This is a genomic window from Flavobacterium sp. P21 (genome assembly GCF_050632225.1).
Taxonomy (GTDB): Bacteria; Bacteroidota; Bacteroidia; order Flavobacteriales; family Flavobacteriaceae; genus Flavobacterium.
In genome coordinates, this window is the sequence record NZ_CP192585.1 from 2,345,316 (window position 1) to 2,366,075 (window position 20,760).

General features: G+C 32.8%; 15 protein-coding genes and 7 pseudogenes. 6 read left to right on the forward strand and 16 right to left on the reverse strand.

The annotated features are described in order from the left end of the window. Window positions 1-47 precede the first annotated feature (47 nt). Window positions 48-1,975: pseudogene (locus tag ACQ9BO_RS11595) on the reverse strand (BatA domain-containing protein). Between the two features lie 239 nt (window positions 1,976-2,214). Here ACQ9BO_RS11595 and ACQ9BO_RS11600 point away from each other — a divergent pair. Genes ACQ9BO_RS11600 through ACQ9BO_RS11610 form a run of 3 tightly spaced genes read left to right on the forward strand, consistent with a single transcriptional unit; the run spans window position 2,215 to window position 3,623 of the window. Further along, complete coding sequence (locus ACQ9BO_RS11600) at window positions 2,215-3,033, forward strand: lactonase family protein (protein ID WP_431244826.1); 819 nt, start codon at window positions 2,215-2,217, stop codon at window positions 3,031-3,033. Further along, complete coding sequence (locus ACQ9BO_RS11605; RefSeq protein WP_431244827.1) at window positions 2,972-3,325, forward strand: lactonase family protein; 354 nt, start codon at window positions 2,972-2,974, stop codon at window positions 3,323-3,325. Before ACQ9BO_RS11600 ends, ACQ9BO_RS11605 begins: the two co-directional genes overlap by 62 nt. 4 nt (window positions 3,326-3,329) lie before the next feature. Beyond that, on the forward strand, window positions 3,330-3,623 hold the full coding sequence (locus ACQ9BO_RS11610; RefSeq protein ID WP_431244828.1) for a hypothetical protein: 294 nt from the start codon (window positions 3,330-3,332) through the stop codon (window positions 3,621-3,623). Between the two features lie 280 nt (window positions 3,624-3,903). Here the strand turns inward: ACQ9BO_RS11610 and ACQ9BO_RS11615 are convergent. From ACQ9BO_RS11615 to ACQ9BO_RS11655, 9 genes and pseudogenes are all read right to left on the reverse strand, one after another. Further along, window positions 3,904-5,252 (reverse strand): annotated as a pseudogene (locus ACQ9BO_RS11615) (DEAD/DEAH box helicase). A 110-nt stretch (window positions 5,253-5,362) separates the two neighbouring features. Beyond that, window positions 5,363-5,617 (reverse strand): response regulator transcription factor, encoded by a 255-nt coding sequence (locus ACQ9BO_RS11620; RefSeq protein WP_431244829.1) that lies wholly within the window; start codon window positions 5,615-5,617, stop codon window positions 5,363-5,365. Window positions 5,618-5,746: 129 nt separating this feature from the next. Further along, window positions 5,747-7,897 (reverse strand): annotated as a pseudogene (locus ACQ9BO_RS11625) (DUF4838 domain-containing protein). A 65-nt stretch (window positions 7,898-7,962) separates the two neighbouring features. Continuing rightward, a pseudogene (locus ACQ9BO_RS11630) lies at window positions 7,963-8,675 on the reverse strand (YaiO family outer membrane beta-barrel protein). A 552-nt stretch (window positions 8,676-9,227) separates the two neighbouring features. After that, window positions 9,228-10,565, reverse strand: a complete 1,338-nt coding sequence (locus tag ACQ9BO_RS11635) for a glycosyltransferase (protein ID WP_431245108.1) — start codon at window positions 10,563-10,565, stop codon at window positions 9,228-9,230. 95 nt (window positions 10,566-10,660) lie between these two features. Next, a complete protein-coding gene (locus ACQ9BO_RS11640) occupies window positions 10,661-10,861 on the reverse strand; it encodes a hypothetical protein (protein WP_431244830.1) in 201 nt (66 codons plus the stop codon). A gap of 35 nt (window positions 10,862-10,896) precedes the next feature. Then, window positions 10,897-11,442, reverse strand: coding sequence for a hypothetical protein (locus tag ACQ9BO_RS11645; protein ID WP_431244831.1), 546 nt, complete (start codon window positions 11,440-11,442; stop codon window positions 10,897-10,899). Between the two features lie 349 nt (window positions 11,443-11,791). Continuing rightward, window positions 11,792-12,556 carry a TIGR02757 family protein gene (locus ACQ9BO_RS11650; RefSeq protein ID WP_431244832.1) on the reverse strand — a complete coding sequence of 255 codons (765 nt, stop codon included), beginning with the start codon at window positions 12,554-12,556 and terminating at the stop codon, window positions 11,792-11,794. Beyond that, a complete protein-coding gene (locus ACQ9BO_RS11655; protein ID WP_431244833.1) occupies window positions 12,549-13,235 on the reverse strand; it encodes an ABC transporter ATP-binding protein in 687 nt (228 codons plus the stop codon). The genes ACQ9BO_RS11650 and ACQ9BO_RS11655 overlap by 8 nt, the downstream gene beginning before the upstream one ends. Before the next feature lie 278 nt (window positions 13,236-13,513). Between ACQ9BO_RS11655 and ACQ9BO_RS11660 the strand changes: the two genes are divergently transcribed. Next, on the forward strand, window positions 13,514-13,813 hold the full coding sequence (locus ACQ9BO_RS11660; protein WP_431244834.1) for a hypothetical protein: 300 nt from the start codon (window positions 13,514-13,516) through the stop codon (window positions 13,811-13,813). Here the strand turns inward: ACQ9BO_RS11660 and ACQ9BO_RS11665 are convergent. The 6 genes and pseudogenes from ACQ9BO_RS11665 to ACQ9BO_RS11690 all read right to left on the reverse strand — a co-directional run bounded on the left by ACQ9BO_RS11665 (window position 13,810) and on the right by ACQ9BO_RS11690 (window position 18,830). Beyond that, a complete protein-coding gene (locus tag ACQ9BO_RS11665; RefSeq protein ID WP_431244835.1) occupies window positions 13,810-14,112 on the reverse strand; it encodes a DUF6787 family protein in 303 nt (100 codons plus the stop codon). The two genes, ACQ9BO_RS11660 and ACQ9BO_RS11665, sit on opposite strands and share 4 nt — an antisense overlap. 32 nt (window positions 14,113-14,144) lie before the next feature. After that, a complete protein-coding gene (locus ACQ9BO_RS11670) occupies window positions 14,145-14,585 on the reverse strand; it encodes a DUF6146 family protein (protein WP_431244836.1) in 441 nt (146 codons plus the stop codon). 224 nt (window positions 14,586-14,809) lie between these two features. Beyond that, window positions 14,810-15,373 carry a DUF937 domain-containing protein gene (locus ACQ9BO_RS11675; protein WP_431244837.1) on the reverse strand — a complete coding sequence of 188 codons (564 nt, stop codon included), beginning with the start codon at window positions 15,371-15,373 and terminating at the stop codon, window positions 14,810-14,812. Between the two features lie 101 nt (window positions 15,374-15,474). Further along, window positions 15,475-16,425, reverse strand: a complete 951-nt coding sequence (locus ACQ9BO_RS11680) for a D-2-hydroxyacid dehydrogenase (RefSeq protein WP_026729222.1) — start codon at window positions 16,423-16,425, stop codon at window positions 15,475-15,477. 175 nt (window positions 16,426-16,600) lie between these two features. Next, window positions 16,601-17,673: pseudogene (serC, locus tag ACQ9BO_RS11685) on the reverse strand (3-phosphoserine/phosphohydroxythreonine transaminase). A 93-nt stretch (window positions 17,674-17,766) separates the two neighbouring features. Next, window positions 17,767-18,830, reverse strand: a pseudogene (locus ACQ9BO_RS11690) (acyl-CoA reductase). A gap of 193 nt (window positions 18,831-19,023) precedes the next feature. Between ACQ9BO_RS11690 and ACQ9BO_RS11695 the strand changes: the two are divergent. Together ACQ9BO_RS11695 and ACQ9BO_RS11700 are read left to right on the forward strand one after the other, a co-directional pair. Further along, window positions 19,024-19,375: pseudogene (locus tag ACQ9BO_RS11695) on the forward strand (4Fe-4S dicluster domain-containing protein). A gap of 158 nt (window positions 19,376-19,533) precedes the next feature. Then, window positions 19,534-20,700, forward strand: coding sequence for a hypothetical protein (locus ACQ9BO_RS11700; protein ID WP_431244838.1), 1,167 nt, complete (start codon window positions 19,534-19,536; stop codon window positions 20,698-20,700). Window positions 20,701-20,760: the final 60 nt, after the last annotated feature.

Below are 20,760 nucleotides of genomic sequence, written 5' to 3' on the forward strand. Positions count from 1 at the left end.
CATAAAGCAAAAGCTTAATAATCTTAATGTCTTAATGGTAAGAAAAATCATTTCACAAATTTTATAATTGCCATTTCTAGTGCTAAAAATAACAGTGCAAAGATAACAAACCATTTCCAAATTTGGCTGTCAGTTCGTTCAGTTTGTAAAGTATTGAAAATGGTTGAAATGGTATCGGCCGTTTTGAAATCAGAAACTACATTTGTATTTACATGACTCAAATCACTTTCGGTTCTTTTGTAATTAAAGCTTAAGTTTTCAACCCATTCTTTTTTGTCAAAAATGCTATAATTTCCAGCTGTTTCAGGGAAATCATTAAACGTTAATTTGACTTTGTTGTTTAAAATCTGCTGAATTGGTATAAACGAATCTTCTGTTCCTTTTACTTCTAAAATAGCATCTTTTGTCAATAAAACATCAACAAAGTAAGGTTGATTGTTTCCAATGGTCAACGCGTTAACTCCAGTTTTTTGGTTGTTTGTTGCGATTTTATAAAACAAAGGAACGATTAAAGGCGATTGCTGAAAATTAGAATTGACGCTGTTTATTGCCGCAGAAAATAATGTCACACCAGAAACTGAATTTTGAATGGAAGTCACAAAAGCACTTTGATCTTCATAAGACAAAACAGCAGGGTACGGACTTGAAACAGCGAAAGAAGCATTTGTTTTTGGATATTGAAAATTCGTAATCCTGTTTTCAAAAACTCCAGAAAACAACGGATGGTCAAAGTTGATTTTGGTAATCAACTTATTTTCGGTTTTTAAATAATTAAATTGAATTTTTCCGAAGTTTGCCAAGAAAGCGTTGAAGTTTGAAACTGTAATTTTTTCAGAAGGAATGATAACTAAATTTCCTCCTTTTGAAACAAAACTTTTTAGAGTTGTTTGTAATGCTTGCGGAATCTCAACTAATTCATTCAGAATAATTGTATTTTGTTTTTCTAAACTATTATAATCTAAAGAACTAATTGGGTAATTGTTGTAATTGAATTCTGTAGAAGTGTAAATTCTGGATAAGAAATTGCTTTTTTCTGGTTCGCCAATGCTGATTACGTTTGTTTTTTTGTTTTTAGAAATGCTGAAATACAATTTATTGTCATACGTCAATCCGTTGTCTTCAATTGAAACATAACCATGGAAAGCTTCTTTCGGAATCGTAAAATTGATTTTCTTTTTCTTTGCATCAAAATTGATGATTGTTTTGGCAATCAATTTGTTTTGATTGTATAAAGCAGTCGAAATTGGGCTGAAATCATCACCATAAGCCGATAAGTTTACCCCAATTTCATAAAAGTTTTCTAAAGTCTGATTGATGTAAACGCTGTCAATTGAAACGTTATTTTTTTGTTCTGCTTCCGGAACGATGAAATATGGTTTTTCTTCAAAATCAATATTTTTAACATCTTTTTCTTTTAAGCCAACAGCATCCGTAATAATTACAATATCCTTTTTATATGCTGATTTGTGTGCTTTTATTTTTGCTATAATAGAAGTAAGCTCAAATGGCGAAGCGCTGTAATTTAAATTTTGAAGGGCGCTTTTTGACGATTTGATGTCAGTATTCCAATAATTTTCAGTGTTTGTCAAAAGCGAAAATTGTGTCGTTTCTGGAGTGTTTTCAAGCAATTCTTGCACTGCACGTTTCAGCAATTCACCTTTTTTCCTTTTGCTTGCATGCTGAACGAATTGTCTAAAACGATATACATTTCGTTTGAAGCATTTTTGCTGTCTTTTGCTTCAAAAAATGGTTGTGCAAAAGCAATAATCGCACAAGTAAGTAATAATAAACGAGTAGCAAGCAATAATCGTTTTTTGATTTTTGAACTTTTTCTGGTTTGAATGGCAAGTTCTTTCAGGAAACGAACATTGGTGAAATAAGAAGTCTTAAAACGTCTTAATTGAAATAAATGAACCAAAATTGGAACAATCAATAAGAACAGAAAGTATAGAATTTCGGGATGTTTAAAATGCATTCTGGCTTCGATTTACTTCACTACGTTTTGTAGATGCTGGTCAAAAATACAAATTTTTAGTTAAACCATATAAGTTATATAAGAGATTATAAGTAAGTAGTTATTGCGTTTCAGTTAAATGAACTTATATGACTTCTGTGGTGAAATGTAACAAAAAAATGTAACTTTTCTGGTTTCATTTGTAATGATGAAAAAGATATTATTGTGTATTTTAGCGTATTCAAAAAACAATATAGAATATGAAAAAGTTATATGTGATCTTATTTTCAGCTTTAGCATTAACTACAGCAAAAGCTCAAAGTAAATTCAATTTATTAGTTGGAACTTATACCAATAAATGCCAAAGCAACGGAATTTATGTTTATGAATTCAATGCCGCATCAGGTGATTTCAAGCTTAAAAATTCTTCTGAAAATGTAATAAGTCCGAGTTATTTATCGGTTTCATCAAATAATAAGTTTGTGTATGCGGTAAACGAAAACGGGACTCAAAGTGCTGTGAGCGCATTTGGTTTTGATGTCGCTTCTGGAAAACTTAAATTTTTGAATACAAATGATGCTTTAGGTGCAGATCCTTGCCATTTGATCAATGACGACAAAAATGTAATTGTAGCCAATTATTCTGGCGGAAGTATTGTTGTTTTTAAGAAAAATGCTGACGGAAGCATTACGACTGTACAACAATTAATCCAGCACGAAGGAAAAGGACCAAATGTAGCGCGCCAAGAAAAAGCGCATGTTCATCAAGTTGTTTTTTCACCAGATAAAAAGTTCGTTTTATCTAATGATTTAGGTTTAGATAAAGTTTTTATTTACAAATACAACCCGAATTCTAAAAACGAAATGCTGACTTTAAAAGGAAGTGTTGATGTTAAAGCCGGAAGCGGACCAAGGCATTTGACTTTTAGTAAAGATGGCAAATTTGTTTATTTGGTTCAGGAACTAGATGGCACATTGACAACTTTGAGTTATGATAAAACCGGAAGCCTAAAAATAGTTGCCGAAACAAGTATTCTGCCTAAAGGATTTAAAGGAGGAACAGGCGCAGCAGACAATTAAAATTTCGCCTGACGGACAATTCTTATATCTAACAGACCGCGTTGATGCAAATGCAATTTCAGTATATAAAATTCTGAAAAATGGAAGTTTGGAATTGGTAGAGCAACAAAGCACTTTAGGAAAAGGTCCAAGAGATTTTGCTATTGATCCAACAGGGAATTATCTTTTAGTAGGGCATCAATATACAAACGACATTATTATTTTTAAAAGAGATAAAACCACAGGAAAACTTACTAATACAGGTAAAAAGATTGAATTGTGTTCGCCTGTAGGTTTGGTTTTTACAAAGTAAATACATGAACAATATTGATAAAGTTTTAAGTAGCTTAGGTTATCTTTTAATAGTCATTTCGATTGTTTCTATTATTACAGATGTACACCTTTTGGTATCTCATTGGCATGCATTGTTTTCCAATGATTATTATAAAATGATTGGCGGAGGGATTCCTCCAAAAGACGTTTTGTTTTATAATATTTTCCGTTGGTCATTGTTGTTAATTGGCGGAATAGGTTTTGTAAGCAAAAATGTTCTAGCATGGATTTGTACACAGGCTTTTGTGTTTTTAACTTTCTGTCTCAGTCGCGATTAATTTGCTATCTGATTTTGCTAGACATTTTGAAAGTATAAATTGGAATTATTTTTCAACAGCAATAATAAGCGGAAGTATATTGATTTTTGCCTTTAGAACATTAAATGAGAACGGAATAAAAGGTGAGCTAGGAGTCGAAAAGCATCAAAAGATCTGGCTTTTGTCAAGCATCTTTATTTTAGCAGTAATTGGAATTCTAATTTTGGAATTCCTATAAAGCAAAAAATCCAAATTCCAAGTTTGATTGGAATTTGGATTTTTTATTGGATTTTATTATTTTTTATTTTTTCTTCTTCTTTTTCTCATTTCTCGTTTTCAACATATTTCTGTTGACAGAACCATGAGTTTTCTTTTTGGTTTTTGAAGGACCTCCAAGATTGATTTTTTGATTCTTTTTTGATTTTTCGTGAAAAGCGCCGTCACCTTCAAGTTTTGGTTTTTTCATTAAAAACTTTCTTGGCAATTTGTCTTTTTCAGCCTCAATCAGTTTTTCTGAAATTTCAACTTCTTCAGGAAAATCAGCAATTTCAAGCTCTTGATCCATCAAAAGTTCAGTTTCAATTTTGAATTCTTCCTCTCTTGGAGTCACAAAACTAATTGCGGTTCCCGTTGCATCTGCACGACCTGTACGACCAATTCTGTGCATATAAAGTTCTGGTTCTTCTGGAAGTTCAAAGTTGATTACGTGCGTGATATTCGAAATATCCAAACCTCTGGCCATAACGTCTGTTGTAATTAAGCCACGAAGATTTCCTTCTTGAAATTCGGCCATTGTGCTCAAACGGTAATTTTGAGATTTATTAGAGTGAATAACACCAAACTGTCCTTCAAATAGCTCATCAATACGATTGAAAAGCATATCTGAAATCTTTTTATTGTTCACGAAAACCAAAATACGACTCATACTTTCGTCGTTTTCTAGTAAATGCTTCAACAGATTTACTTTGGTATTGAAATTCGGAACGTTATAAGTAAGTTGAGTAATTTTTTCAAGTGGCGTTCCTGATGGCGCAAGTGTAACTTCTTCAGGAAAATCAAAATAATCATTTAATAAATCATCAACTTCATCTGTCATTGTTGCTGAGAACAGAATGTTTTGACGTTTGGTTTTCATCATTGCAAAAAGCGCAGTCAATTGTGGTCTGAAACCTAAATTCAGCATTTCATCAAACTCGTCGATAACCAGTTTTTGAGTTTCATCAAAACGAACCACAGCGTCAAGCGCTAAATCCATTGTACGACCAGGCGTTCCAACTAAAATGTCGACACCCTCATAAACGACTTTTTTTGTGTATTGATGTTTACGCCTCCGTAAATTCCCAAAGTTTTAACCGACATATAAGTCGTCAGTTTTTCAACTTCTTCGACAACCTGAACCACTAATTCACGTGTTGGAACAAGGATTACGATTTTTGGCGTATTCGTATGCGTAAATTTATAAAGCTTTAAAAGTGGCAATAAATAAGCAAATGTTTTACCGGTTCCGGTTTGTGCAATTCCCATCATATCTCTTCCTGACATGATTACAGAAAAAGATTTTTCCTGAATAGGAGTAGGCGTAACAAATCCTAATTCGTCAACTGCTTTTTGTAATGATTTTGGAAGATTGAATTTTTCGAAAGTGCTCATTTGCATTAAATTTTGTGCAAAGATAGCTATAAATAGCTGAAAAATTGGCATCTGTTAAAAATTACGATAGTTTATGGTTTTCGTATTTCTTAAAAACAGACTTCAAAAAGCTATAATAATCGCTTTATTCGCAATAAAAGTTCGTTCGGATTAAATGGTTTTGCAATAAAATCGTCAACACCCAATTCAAAAGCTTCTTCGACTGTATTTTCCTCTTCACCAAGCGATGAGAGCGCAATAACACGAATATTTTGGAAGTTTTTTTTAATATGATTAATAATTTCCAGACCCGATTTCAACGGAATAATGATTGTGGTGATCACTAAATCTGGCAAAATTACCGGAATACGTTCCAATGCACTCATACCATCTTTAGCAATGCTTATTTTGTAACCTTCTTTTTTAAAATAAATTTTAGAATTTCAATTGCCATATCATCATTTTCGATGATCAAAATTTTTTTTCGCTGATACCCATTTTGCTGTTTTTGGCTTTTATTTTTTGTACAGTTCGATTTCGTCAATCATAACCATAGGTTTTTTATTTTTTCGTAATCTCCATTCAGGTAATTTGGTTTGATTTTCTACGAGTACTTTTATTTTGGCAAAAGTACTAATGTTCAGGTTTTTAAATTCCCATGATTTTGTTGTAATTTCATAGTCTTCTGTTAAATTATCATAAATTTTCTCCTGTATAAGTTTCCATTTCTGATCTTTAAAACCATAAATTTTTATTTTTTTTGGTGGAAAAATCCAATGTCTCTGATCTTCAAGGAAATTCAATTTTAAAAGATTAAAATCTAACTTTTTGGTTTCAATTTCAAAAGAAGGATTTGTCCCATACCAGCCAATCCAATTGATGTTGAAATCTTTATAACCTCTATTTCCATCCACAAGTCCGTAACTTCCTTTTCCTTTAAAGTCATCTGAAGGCGGGGTTATAAAATTGATTTTCAAATCTTCACCCAAATGTGTTGTTGTGTTTTCACAAATTTTTAGCCATTGCTGATAATATTTATCGGGTGAAAGTCCATCTTCGCTTAGTTCATAAATTCCAAAATCATTGCAGGATTTAGTGAAATTTTGAACTCTTTCGGTCAATTTATCTTTGACTTGTTTTTCTCCATTATTATTTACGGTAAACATTCCGTGTTGGTTTTTTCCATAAAACTTAGACTGTTCAAAATAGACAAATTCAAGACCCAAGCGAAGTTTTAAAACTCTCGATTTTAAAACAGTATCATCGGCAACAGCATCAGAAGCCAGTTCGAGCAATTTATCGTATTGATCCATTGCTTCAGGCGATAAAAAAGTATTTCGGGCCTGAACTGGACCGGAATAAACATCGAGATAGGAATTGCTTTTATTTTGATTCTCAATCAGAAGTTTCAAATAATCGCTTATATGTGGCGTCGCTTTTCCATAAAAACCTCTTAAAAAATCGGCTGTAACGGCTTTAATATCAATATTGGGATCCCAAAGTAATTTCGCTAAAAGATACTGTCTCAATTCAGAAAAATCTCCAGGGACGTCGGCGTAGCCTTGAACAAATAATCCTGTGACTTTGTTTTTTTCAAAAAGCTTGTAATTGCTTTGAAAAGATTCAAAATTTGGAAAAGGCGACATATAATTAGAAAATTGAACTGTATAATCCCAAAGGAATAAATGTGGAGAAGTTTTGCTCCAATTCTCTAAAATTTTTACAAATGAAGGCGCGCTTTGTACCGAAATTGCTTTTCCTCGGTTTAATTCTATTGGGCATAAAATAGTATAAATATTTGATGCTATTTTTAAACTAGTTGGTGGTTTGAAAGTATGCAAATAGGCGAGCGTCGTAATTTTTGTATTTGGAAAATGAGCAAGCAATTTTATTCAAAAAATAGTAGAAAGAGCCTTGTGGCCCGCCGAATTTCTCATTTAATTTTCGGCATTCGGTACATTCGCAATATACTACATCATCATTTTGGCTTACCGAATAAAATTGAGCACCTGGTTTTTCGGCAATAATCTTAGCCATTTTTTCTCTACCAAATCGACAACGGTGTCGTTCGTCATGCATAAAGATTCGCCGTTTCGTTTACCTTCATACAAAGCAAAAAGTTTTGGATTGGTTTTAAAATATTCCTTTGGCGGCACAAGAACATTGAAAGAATGTCCCCAAATTCCGAAATCGTCAATATGCCAATCTAGTTTGTGCCAATCGCGAAAGCTTTCGTCATAACAATCAGGAAAAAACAATGCGCGATAATCAAAAGCGGGTTCATAACGTTTTGTACTATTTTTAGGAAATGAAAATTCAGTTACTTTCGGAATATAAGTTTCTGTGGCAGTAAATTTTCTGAATTCCCAGATTTCTAGCAAAGTATAAACCGCATAACGCAGGTATTTTGGATTTTGAGCAATTAGATAAATAGATTTTGAATCGCTTTTGATTAAAAACTCAGTTGGTTTTAATTTTTCTTCATCAGAAATTTGCAGAATTATTTCAGATGCATCATCACTTTTATTTTGGGTAATATTCTCAAATTGTCTTCCAAAAGCCTTATCAAGATATTTTTTTAAAATCAAAGCGGCGTCACGGCTTTCATCAGATTTAGAAATGACGCTGTTTTTGTGGGTTATAATAATTTCAGATTGAGCCATCATATTCAAGTTAAATAGGAAAAAAAGAGGAGCGGTAATTTAAAGTAAAGCTTCTTTTTCATGATTATTTAAAATTTATATTGCAATAAAAAGGCAAAATCAAGTTCTGTTTGGTATTTATCAGGAGTATATTCCTGTTGATTGCATGTAACAAGAATTCCTGCTATGTAATGGCTCTTGATCAATTTATAAAAGCCTCCACTGATTCTATAGGAATTCAAAGACATTCTTTTGTCAAATTCGGCTCCTCTAGTACGATCATCTGGAGAAGTTCCGTAACCAGCTATTAAAGTGACATAGTCAAACTTTGTTTTATAATAATACCGCGATGTAAGTGTAAATGACGGATCATCTTTTTGAATAAAAGATCTTAAATTAATCCAGTATTCACCAAAATATTTTCCAACGCCAATATTTAATGTTTTTATGTCGCTATTATCTTGCATTTTAATATAGCGCACACCTAAATCTGCTTCCCATCCTTTTTTGAAAGCTTTGAAAAAGAATACCCAAATCGCCATTCAGGAAAGGCGCTGTCTGCACTGTAAGCCAAATCAATGTATGAATAATTATTGTGTTTTGCAAAAAGGTAAGATTCTACTTCAAACTGAAGTCCGCTGGACATAACTAAATTTGACGACAGCCGTTTAGCATAACTCACTCTTCCGATTAAGCTTCCCCAAGATCGCTGTCTGGTATAATCTGCGCTTGCTAGATGCCAAGGGCCAACGCCATCACGACTGATTGTTGTATAATTGTAGTATGTTCCTATTCGATCCATATTGACGGTATTGTACAATTCAAAAAGACGAACCTCAATATCAGGATCATGAGGAAATTTTTCTCTGATGGATTTTAAATACTTGGCTTCGTTTTTAGTATCATTTTGTAATGAATAAAAAGCAATTCTTTTAAGGCGGAATGTTTTTTCTTCAGGGTATAATTCTATTGCCTTGTTTGCAACTGCAACGCCGTCATCATATTTTTCTTCCTCAATATCTAAATTGATCAAATAAATAAAAGCTTCCTGATATTTTGGGTTTTTGTCGATGACATAATTGTAATAATATCTTGCGCTGTCTTTTGCATTTACAAAATCATAATTACGTCCTAGAGCCAAATGAAAATCAAGATAATCTGGAGCCAGTTTTTTCCTAATAGAGCTCTTTGGATATTGAGTGTATAATCAGGATGTTTGGTTTGCATATCCTTGGTTATAACAGTCAATAGGCTGTCAGTATCTATTTTCTGTGCTTTTATATTTTGGACAGAAAATAGAATAATCCAGATCATCAGGCATGTATGTAAAACGCTGTTGTATTTCATAATTCCTTTATTTTTTGTTTGGCTGATCAAAACCTTTTCGAACCATGACGCCCCACTTTTGTTCTTTTTTTCCAAAGAAATACCAATATCCTTTTATTGACGCATAAACATTTACAGGATGGTAGACAAAAGGTTCAATAGCCGCCATCCCGATCAATGTCAAAAGTTCTTTGTAATTAGAATATGTCCTGTATAATGTTTCATCAATCAATATTGAAATTATAGTGATGAATAAATAAAAAAGATATACCAAAAGGCTCACAATGAATAAATACTCGTAATTTATTATGCCAAGCATAAAACTAGCAATGAGAATAATAACTCCAATAAGCTCGATTATTGGCACTAAAAACTCAAAACTGAAAAAGAAAGGCAAAACCAGAAAACCAGTTCTTCCGTACTTCGGGTTCAAAAACATTTTTCTGTGCAGATATAGTGTTTGTATAAGTCCTCTTGCCCAGCGAATTCTTTGCCTCAAAAATATTTTTCTTGTACTTGGAACTTCAGTCCAGCAAAGTGATTCGGGAATATATTTGATCAAAAACTCTTGGTTGGTATCGTGCATATATCTTCGCATTCTTGTGACAAGTTCCATATCTTCTCCAAGCGACTGATGCCAATATCCGCCAGCTTTTACTACTATTTCCTTATCAAACATTCCAAGTCCGCCAGATACTAAAAGCAAGCCGTTTATTTGACTCCAAGCCATTCGGCCAAATAAAAAAGAGCGAACATATTCTAATTCCTGAAAACGTGGATACCACTCTTTTGGATAATGCACTTTGAACAAAAAACCTTCTTTTACATCGCATGAATTCGAAATTCTGATTCCTGCGCCAGTAGCTATAATACGAATATCGCTTTCCATAAACGGTTTCGCTAGTTTTAGAATAGTATCTTTTTTTAAAATGCAATCAACATCAGTACATAAAAAAAGAGGATATTGTGACGAATTTATGCCTGCATTTGAAGCATCGGCTTTGCTCTTTCCGTTTATTTTGTCTACAACGAGCAATTTTGAATAGACTGGATTTTTGGATCTATAATGGCCTCTTACAGGCTGTGTTGGGATTTTTTCCTGATAATAAAAATCAAATTTCACCAGCTCAAATTCGGCTATCAATTTTTCTAACGTGTCATCAGAGCTTCCGTCATTTACAATTATAATTTCATATTTGGGATAAGTAAGCGAAAGGAGTGATTTTACATTATAAACAATATTTACACCTTCATTGAACGCAGGCGCTACAATTGAGACTCCTAATATATGATTGGAACGAAGCAAAACTTCCTCTTCAAGATAACGCTGATATTTGACATGTCGTATGATTGCCAAATAAGACATGCTGGCTAAAAAAACATAAAATAAAATATAAGCAATAGAAAATATGCCTGCAAAAATTGCATAGCAATGAATCAGCAAGTAAAAAAACTCCTGGATCATAATTCTACTTTTCTAATATGGTTGATCATTTTTTGAGTATCAGGATCTTGAATACCTAATTTGTCTACGCCCTTAGAATCTAGGTTGTTATAACAAAAAACCATTTTCAGCTTTACATCTTTTATTTCTTGTTTTGGGATTTCACTCTTTAAGAAAGAAATTGTTTTTCCTGATCCAATTACAGCTAAAGTCTCCATTATTTCGATTTGAGTATCCCGTGTTTCATAATTAATTATAGAAAGAAGTTCATCTTCTGCCTCATATAAAAAAGTTCGCGAATGGCAATAATTACATCAGTTCTTAATGCTTTATGTTCGTGATTGAGCAATTTTATAATCTCAGCCGATTTGTTTCTGTAGTTGTAAAAAACCATCGTCATTACAGCTAATTTCAAAATGGCTTTGTTTTTGGAATGTATCCAAAGATCAATGTCTTTTGGCATTGGAATGTTTTCTGAATGAAGTACATCCATTACTTTGATAGTCGTAATGCGAGATACTTTGAGAGGGATTTTGTCCAAAGCCAGCCAATTGCCTTTTGAAAGTGCTAAAAATGCAATATTGGCATTCGACATGATAATCTTGTTGGGATGCAGTAAATATTTTTTTATCATCATTATTCCTGGCGTGTATCCTAATGCCTGAAAATGATAAAAACCAATACACTTTTTATATTTTCTAAAATCTCGGATCAAACGTGCTGAGTAACGATTCAATTCAAGTTGTTTGTAGATCGAAAGTATATTTTTAGCTGTTTTCCCTTTTAAATTGCTTTTCATGAGGATCATATTACTGATCAGCATGTCTTTGCACCAGTTTTTATGTATCGGAATTTCCGATTTAAATTCTGAAATTTTGTATTTTAAAGTGTTTTTATCAGGGTTTGAAAGTGTAATTTCAGTTAAGAAAATTTCCGATTTGCGAATAATGCTGGATCGATATGGCGACGTGAGTTGATAACGTATTCTTTTAAAAAGAAGAATTACGATTAAAGATAAGGTTATGCATAAAAAAACGGAATGACAAAATATTTGATATAATCTATAAGTTGCTCCATACCAATAGCTTTATACTGTAATATTACGAAAAAAACAGAAAAAAGCTAACGAAAAAGAACTCAGTTTAGGATTAAAATCCTTCAAAAACGCCTAAGCCAAAAAGAGCAAAATCATATTTTACAGGATCTTGGCTGTCCATTTCTCGAAGTTTTGAATCTAATTCGGCCAAAGCTTTTCCGTCGTTTTGCTTTCGCGAAAGTAATCCTAATTTTCGGGCTACATTTCCAGAATGAACATCTAAAGGACAAGATAAAATAGAAGGAGAAATAGTTTTCCAGATTCCAAGGTCAACTCCTTTTGTATCTTGTCGAACCATCCAGCGCAAGTACATGTTGATTCGCTTTGCGACAGAATTATTCAAAGGATCTGAAATGTGTTTTTGTGTTCTGGCCAAATGATCGATTTCGAAAAATATTTTTTTGAATTCGCTGATGCTTTTCTGCAAACTATTCTTGTCCTGATTTTTGGCAAAAACAGCTTCGAGCCCATTATGGTTTTTGTAAATATGCTGTAAGCCTTTTATAAAACCGCCCAAATCTTTCCCGTTAAAAGTGCGGTGAACAAAATTTTCTAATCGGGCTAAATCTTCTTCAGAATGTGACATGACAAAATCATAAGGCGTATTGCCCATTAATTCCATCATTTTATGCGAATTTTTGATAATCATTTTACGGTTTCCCCAAGCAATCGATGCACTTAAGAATCCGGCAATTTCAATATCTTCTTTTTGTGAAAATAAATGGGGAATTTGCACAGGATCGCTTTCTATAAAATCCTGATTATTATATAGAATGACTTTTTCGTCAAGAAATTCTTTGAGTTCTGTTTTATTCATCTGCAACCGTTCCTGTATTGCTGATTTGGCCGTCAACCATTATTAATTTTCTATCGGCCATATTTGCCAATTCTTCGTTGTGGGTCACAATTACAAAAGTCTGACCAAATTCATCTCTCAATTGAAAAAATAATTGATGCAGATTTTCAGCAGAATGTGTATCTAAATTTCCCGATGGTTCATCGGCAAAAATAACATCGGGTTTATTGATTAAGGCTCTTGCAACGGCTACACGTTGTTGTTCTCCGCCCGAAAGTTCATTCGGTTTATGATCAACACGATGTGACAAGCCTAAAAACGCAAGAAGTTTTTTGGCTTCGGTTTCAGTTTCTGATGGCTTTTTGCCAGCAATATAAGCGGGAATGCAAACATTTTCTAAAGCCGTAAACTCAGGCAAAAGCTGATGAAACTGAAAAATAAAACCCAAGTTTAAGTTTCTGAAATTAGATAAAGCCTTGTCATTGAGTTTCAGGATATTTTCTCCATTTATTGTTAACGAAGTGTCTGTATTGCCGTTTGAAGGTTTATCTAAAGTTCCTAGAATATGTAGTAAAGTAGTTTTTCCGGCACCAGAAGCACCAACAATCGAAACAATTTCTCCTTTTTTAATATGCAAATCAACTCCTTTTAAAACTTCAAGCTGATCGTAGAATTTATGTATATTTTTTGCGTGTATCATTTTAGAAACTGTTTCTACAAAGAAACGAAGATTATAATCAAAATTCAAATTCCTCAGTGAGTAAATAGTGAATAGGGAGAAGTGAAATTTCTTAATCCGATCTTTGATCGGATTAAAATCTAAAATCTAAAATCTAAAATCTAAAATCTAAAATCTAAAATCTAAAATCTAAAATCGGTATGTTTATTGATAATGGGAATTTAGAAATTAAATTATGAAAAGAAATAATTCGATTTGATCAATTATTTTTAATTTAGATGAACTTAAATAAATGTAATATGCAGGATTTGAAAGCAATAGATGAAGATGATAAAACAAGAAAACTTTTGTTGGGTTTGCTTTTAGATGGAATCGGAATGATTTCGTTTACTATTCCATTTATTGGGGAATTTGGCGATGTGATCTGGGCGCCAATTGCCGCTTTTATTATGACACGAATGTATAAAGGCAGGGTAGGGAAAGTGGCCAGCGTTTTGACCTTTGTCGAGGAGATTCTTCCTTTTACTGACGTAATTCCTTCCTTTACTATTACTTGGATTTACACGTATTATTTTCAGAGAAGGAACAAAGAGGTCTAGTTTTTAAATAAAAAGCCTAGTCCCATATTTTTGAGCATTTTCTTTTCGAAGTTCCAAAAGAATTTGAATTGACCAAAAATAGCTCCAATTGCGACCAATAAAACTTGATAAATTGGGAAAATAATCAGTAAACGAATTAAAGTAAACCAACCGCCAAAATCTTCTTTTGTAATTCCAAGCCAAACACAGAAAGGCTTAGACAGCCACGCAGATGCCGATCCGGTTATGGCAAAAACGATAAGAATTATAATGGCTTGAAAATTTGAGGTAATTCCCCAGCGTTGTTTTAGTTTGTTCATTGTTATTTGTAATGATTACAAATATAATAACATTATCTAATTGGAACGTAACCCCAAAGCTTTTGTTTATAAGTATTTTGAAAATAAATCATGTAGTTGTAAATAAGGTAATTTACTTCATAACCATAATGAATCTCTGGGCGGTAGTCAATCAGCATTTCATATAAATTCGGATTGTAAAGTTGAGGCTGACGCACGCGATTATTCCACTCGGTTACATACAAGTAATTTTTGTTCTCGAGATAAGCTAAAGAATAATAAAAACGAGGTTGCGCAATAGAGGCCAGCCAAGTCGAAAAACCATTGTCGATAATAATTACTTCATATTCTAAGGAATCGTTTGCAATTCGGACGGTATCATTTACGCCAGATTGTGGTTTAGGCGAATTTGAAGCTACAACATTATTTTTTGAAGCTGTCGAACACGCTATAATTGTAAACAAAACAATCAATATGTAAATGAATTTTCTCATGACGCAGTTTTGAAACTTAAATTTACGAATAATTGAAGAAAGAGGTTTGTTATTTAACAGTTTGTTTTAAAGATTCTAAGTCTCTAAGATGCTGAGATTCTAAGTTTTGTTTGTTTCGTGAAAAAGAAAAGCTGTTTATTTTAATAAACAGCTTTTTGAATATCTTACAAAGAGACTAAAACCTTAGGAACTTAGAATCTTAGTATCTTGGAGACTTAGAGTCTTTATTTACTTCCAAACAATTTACCAATAAAACCAGAAATGCCACCTTTACTTTTAGTAACGACTAGAACATCGGCAACATCGACTTTTCCGTCATTGTTTTGGTCAAGGCCAAATTGCATTCCGTATTTAGAAATGGTATCCATTATTCCAGAAGCTTGTCCGCTGTTTCCTGAAATGGAATTTATAATATCTGAAATTTGAAAACTGCTGTCGTTTGGATCTTTTGCTTTATTGACTAGAGAACCTAAAATCTGTGGAATCAAATTAGAAGCCACTCCGCTTGAATCTGCACTGCTCAATCCGAATTTCTCTCCAAGATTACCGCTTAATTGCTGTTGAATTTGTCGCACAACAGGATTTGAACTGTCTATTGGAGAGTTACCATTAAATAATCCGGCAATCTGATCTGTGTTTCCCTCAGAAACAATCTTTTTTAATCCTTCAAAAATAGAACTGCTTGTTTCGCTTATTACGGCGTCATTATGTTCATTTGGGACAGCGTTGTTGTTTACAACTGCATCGCCTCCATATTGCTGTACTAATTGGGTTAATTGTTCAAACATGATATTAAGGATTTAGATTAGAACTCAAATTTAATCAAAAAAGAAAGGGATTTATTAAACAATGTTAATAAATCCCTTACAAGTAATTTAATTATAGTTAATTAGCTTAACAAAGTAATGATTTGTGATGCTAATTCAGTACCAATTCTGTCTTGCGCTTCTCCTGTTGCGGCTCCGATGTGCGGCGTCAAAGAGATTTTAGAGTGCATTAAGATTGCCATTTCTGGTTTTGGCTCGCTTTCAAAAACGTCTAAACCAGCAAAAGCAACTTTTCCTGAATCTAAAGCTTTTACTAAAGCAACTTCATCAATAACGCCTCCACGAGCACAGTTTACGATTCCAACTCCGTCTTTCATGATTTCAAGTTCTTTCTCTCCAATGATGTATCCATCTTGAGCAGGAACGTGTAAGGTAATGAAATCTGCTTCTTTAAATAAAGATTCTAAAGATTGAGAAACGATTTTAGTTGTAATTGATTGTCCGTCGAAAAATTCAACTTTTACATCTACTTCAGGAATAAAACTATCAGCGGCGATAACTTTCATTCCTAAACCAAGAGCCATTTTTGCAGTAGCTTGTCCGATACGACCAATACCAACAATACCTAAAGTTTTACCTCTTAATTCTGTTCCGTTAGCATAAGCTTTTTTCAAACCGTCAAAGTTTGAATCACCTTCTAAAGGCATATTTCTGTTAGAATCATGCAAGAAACGAACACCAGAAAATAAGTGTCCAAAAACCAATTCAGCAACAGATTCTGAAGATGAAGCAGGAGTATTGATTACATGAATTCCTTTGCTTTTAGCATAATCAACATCAATGTTGTCCATACCAACACCACCACGACCGATGATCTTGATGCCAGGGCAAGCATCAATAATATCTTTACGAACTTTAGTTGCACTACGAACTAAAATTACGTCAACATTGTTCTCATTTATATAGTTAGCTACTTGTTCTTGAGCTACTTTTGTAGTGATAACTTCAAAACCACCTTTTTCTAAGGCTAGAATTCCACTTTTAGAAATTCCATCATTTGCTAATACTTTCATTGTGTGTTTATTGTTTTATTTGGTTAATCGTTTTAACTGTTTAATCGTTTATGCGTTTAACTGTTTAATCGATGAACCACTCTATTATTTTTCTTTTTTGATATTTTCTAAAGGAAGTATTTTACGTTTAAACAGCTAACCAAATTAACGATTAAACAGTTAAACGCATAAACGATTAAACTTTAGACTCAAGTGCTTTCATTACATCAACTAAAACCTGAACGCTTTCAATTGGCATAGCATTGTAGATAGAAGCTCTGTAACCACCAACAGAACGGTGTCCAGGCAATCCAGAAATGTTTGCCGCTTTCCATAAAGCATCAAAAGTTTCAGTGTGTTCAGGATTGTTCAATAAGAAAGTCACATTCATATTCGAACGGTCTTCTACTGCGAGCAGCACCTTTGAATAATGGGTTTCTATCGATTTCAGCGTAAAGTAATTCTGCTTTAGCATTGTTTAATTTTTCAACCAGTCGCGATTCCGCCTTTTTCTTTAATCCATTGTAAAGTTAAAAGAGAAACATAAACAGCAAATACAGGTGGAGTATTGTACATACTTTCTCCTTTGATGTGTTTCGCGTAATCTAGCATACTCGGAATAGTTCTTCCGTTTTTGCCTAAGATTTCTTCTTTAACCACTACTAAAGTAGTTCCTGCTGGTCCCATATTTTTTTGAGCACCTGCATAGATTAAGTCGAATTTAGAAAAATCTAATTCACGTGAAAAAATATCAGAACTCATATCACAAACAACTGGAATGTTAGTCGATGGGAATTCTTTCATTTGAGTTCCAAAGATAGTATTGTTGCTAGTGCAGTGGAAATAATCAGCATCTGCTGGAATTTCGTAACCTTTTGGAACATAAGTATAATTGTCTTCTTTTGAAGAAGCTACGACAACAGTTTCTCCGAAAAGTTTGGCCTCTTTGATTGCCGCAGTTGCCCACGTACCTGAATCTAGATAAGTCGCTTTTCCGTTTTCTTTCATTAAGTTATATGGTGCCATTAAGAATGCTGTACTTGCACCACCTTGTAAAAATAATGCTTGGTATCCTTTTCCTTGAAGTCCTAATAATTCTAAAGCAAGGGAGCGAGCTTCTTCCATAACCGCAACAAAATCTTTGCTTCTGTGCGAAATTTCAAGAATAGATAATCCTGAATCATTAAAATTTAAAATTGCTTTTGATGCCTTCTCAAAAACTTCCTGAGGTAAAATACTTGGTCCTGCGCTGTAGTTGTGTTTTTTCATGGTTGTTGTTAATAGTCGAAAAATTTAAAGATGCAAATTTCGGCAATAGGAGACGAAAAAGCGATAAATTATTCGAAATAATTACACATATTTTTACTTTGTTGTTAACAAAAACGTTATAGTATCAACGTTATCTGCGTAATCCCACAATTGAGGTTTTTGAGTTTGCCCAAATATGATGCTGTTTTCAAATAAATTGTTGCTAACAATACATTGAATTTGTTCAGAATCAGCTTCAATACGAGATTGCAAATCATCAATGTTTTCGTAAAATTCATAAAAAACACTCGAGATAGGAGAGGCGTAGCTGGAATCTTCTTTTATAGTCAAAAATCCATTATCCAGAAGCTTGAAATTGCTCATTAAAAACACCGCTTTATTATAGTCATAATTATTAGCGTATTTTTCGTAATGAATTACATCTTGATATTTGAACATCGCTTCAAAAAATCCATCAAAAACATATCCTTTTGGAACAAAAAGTTTGGAAACATTTCTGCACCCTAATCCAAAATATCTAAAAATATCTTCACCAAGAGCTTCTAAATCTTCTTTGGATTCCTTTCCGTTCAAAACCGCAACAGAATTTCTGTTTTTTCTGATGATCGATGGTTTGTCTTTAAAATAATATTCAAAATAACGAGCAGTATTGTTGCTTCCCGTTGCAATTACGGCATCGAAGTTTTCCAATTTCCCTTCTACAAAAGTGATTTTATCTTTTAGGTTTTCATCTACAGCAATTAAATATTTGGCTAAGAAAGGAAGTAGATGCTGATCGTTTGACGAAGTTTTGATCAAAGCTTTGTTTCCTGTAATCAAAACAGATAAAAAATCATGAAAACCAACTAACGGAATATTTCCTGCCAAAATCAAGGCAACAGTTTTTTCTTTTGGATTGGCTTCAAAATTATATTTAGAAATCCATTTTGTAATATTTTCTTCTGTCAGAGCTTCTGCCCAAGAAGTTATAGCAAAATAAACTTGCTCTGGTGTGTACCAGCCATTATGAGATTGTGATAAATGGATCAGGTTTTCAAAATCATCAAAAAAAATGTCGTTATATAAAACGTCACTTTTTTTATCGATTCCTTTTCAGAGAACTGACTTAAAAAATTTCCTAATTCAACAAAAACACTTTTTTTTGTTTCTAATGTCATAATGTTTGTTTATGAAGAGTTTTGATTGTAATTTTGCACAAAAATAAGCATAATTAAGTCGAAAGACAAAAGTCCAAAGTCGAAAGTCTAAAGTTGAAAAGACTTTAATACTTTTACTTTAAATACTTTCAAACTTTATGACAGACTTTATGACTTTAGACTTTATGACTTTTAAACTTTAAGACTAAAAAAGATGGCAATTATTATAACTGACGAATGCATTAATTGTGGGGCTTGCGAACCAGAGTGCCCAAATACAGCAATATATGAAGGTGCAGATGATTGGAGATATAAAGACGGAACAAGTCTTTCTGGAAAAGTAGTTTTACCTGACGGAACTGAGGTTGACGCTGAAGATGCGCAAACTCCAATTTCTGATGAAATCTATTATATCGTTCCAGGAAAATGTACAGAATGTAAAGGGTTTCACGATGAGCCTCAATGTGCTTGCTGTGTGTCCTGTTGATTGCTGTGTACCAGATGATAACCACGTAGAAGATGAAGAAACCTTGTTGAATAGACAAGCGTTTTTACACGGAGAATAATATTCTGAGACTTAATTTCAGAACTTTAAAAAATCCTGAGTAATATGCTCAGGATTTTTTTTATCTTTTTTTATCTTTTTTTTGATATTTATTCTTTATTATGCTGTTACATAACGATTTATTTTGTTAATTTGATGTTAATATTCCAAAAACAGCCTATGAGGAGACTGGTATGTTTATTTATCGTATTATTTAGTATTACAGCTTTTGCACAAAAATCTGAATATTCTATTATTGTAAAAGATATCGAAACTCAATTGCCGATAGAAAATGCAACAGTAGTTATTATGAAGACGAAGCAAATTTTGTTGAGCAATAAAGAGGGTAAGGTCACCTTTATGCTTACAGGAGGTTCTAATATTGAAATTTCGCAAACAGATTATGAAACTTTAAATATTCGATGGGTTTCTTTAAAAGATGATCAAAAGTTTGTGGTCTATTTGAAGAACAACAATAATAAACTGGATGAAATTGTAGTTTCAAAGGAAAATCCTCAAAAAATCTTTCAAAAAATTGTGGCTAATTCCAGAAAAAAATTAGCATCGTCTTATAGGTTAAAAGTCTATGTAAGAGAGTTTTTTATGCTCGATAACAAGTACTCTTATTATAATGACGGACTTGTAAATTTTCAGTTTTCAGTAAATCAAAAAAAATCAACAACCACATTATTGGTAGAGCAAAATAGATCCTACGGTTTGTTAGAAACTGATGTCAGTGCCGATTTGAAGGGATATAATTTGAATAATATCATGGAGAATTATTCGAATTTAAAATATTTTGATCAGGTTCTAGATCCGAAAACTAGAAAAGAATATGATTTTACAACCACAGGGCATCCTAATAATAAAGATTATTATGTACTGAAAATTACGCCTCTCGATAAATCAAAAAAAGCATTAGATACTTTTGAAATTGTTTATGATCCGGTTAAAAAACTGATTATCGAATATACAATTACGATTGAGCCAAGAAATCTTATGCAAATTGAAGAACAGACTAAACCAGGCTCAAAAAATGTAACCAAGTCTAATATCAAAGTTAGTTACAGAATTGATGGCGAAAATTATTATTTGTTAAGCTCGAATGAAGAAATTGCGTATAATCTTGTTTTGAAAGAACAAATAAAGAAAATTGAGGTTCGAAACAGTTTTACAACAACACATTTTAACCGACAAAATTTCACTTATAAAGAGAGTGACGTTTTTAAAGAGAAAACGCTTTTCAATAAAAAGAATAAAATCATGACCAATTATTGGGATATTTCGGGTTTTGTAGCGACTGATGAAGAAAAAGCAATTATAGCGGGTTTAGATTATAAGCTATAAAATTTAAAATGAGAGATATTTTTGATAAAAAAATCCTGAACAATCGTTCAGGATTTTGTA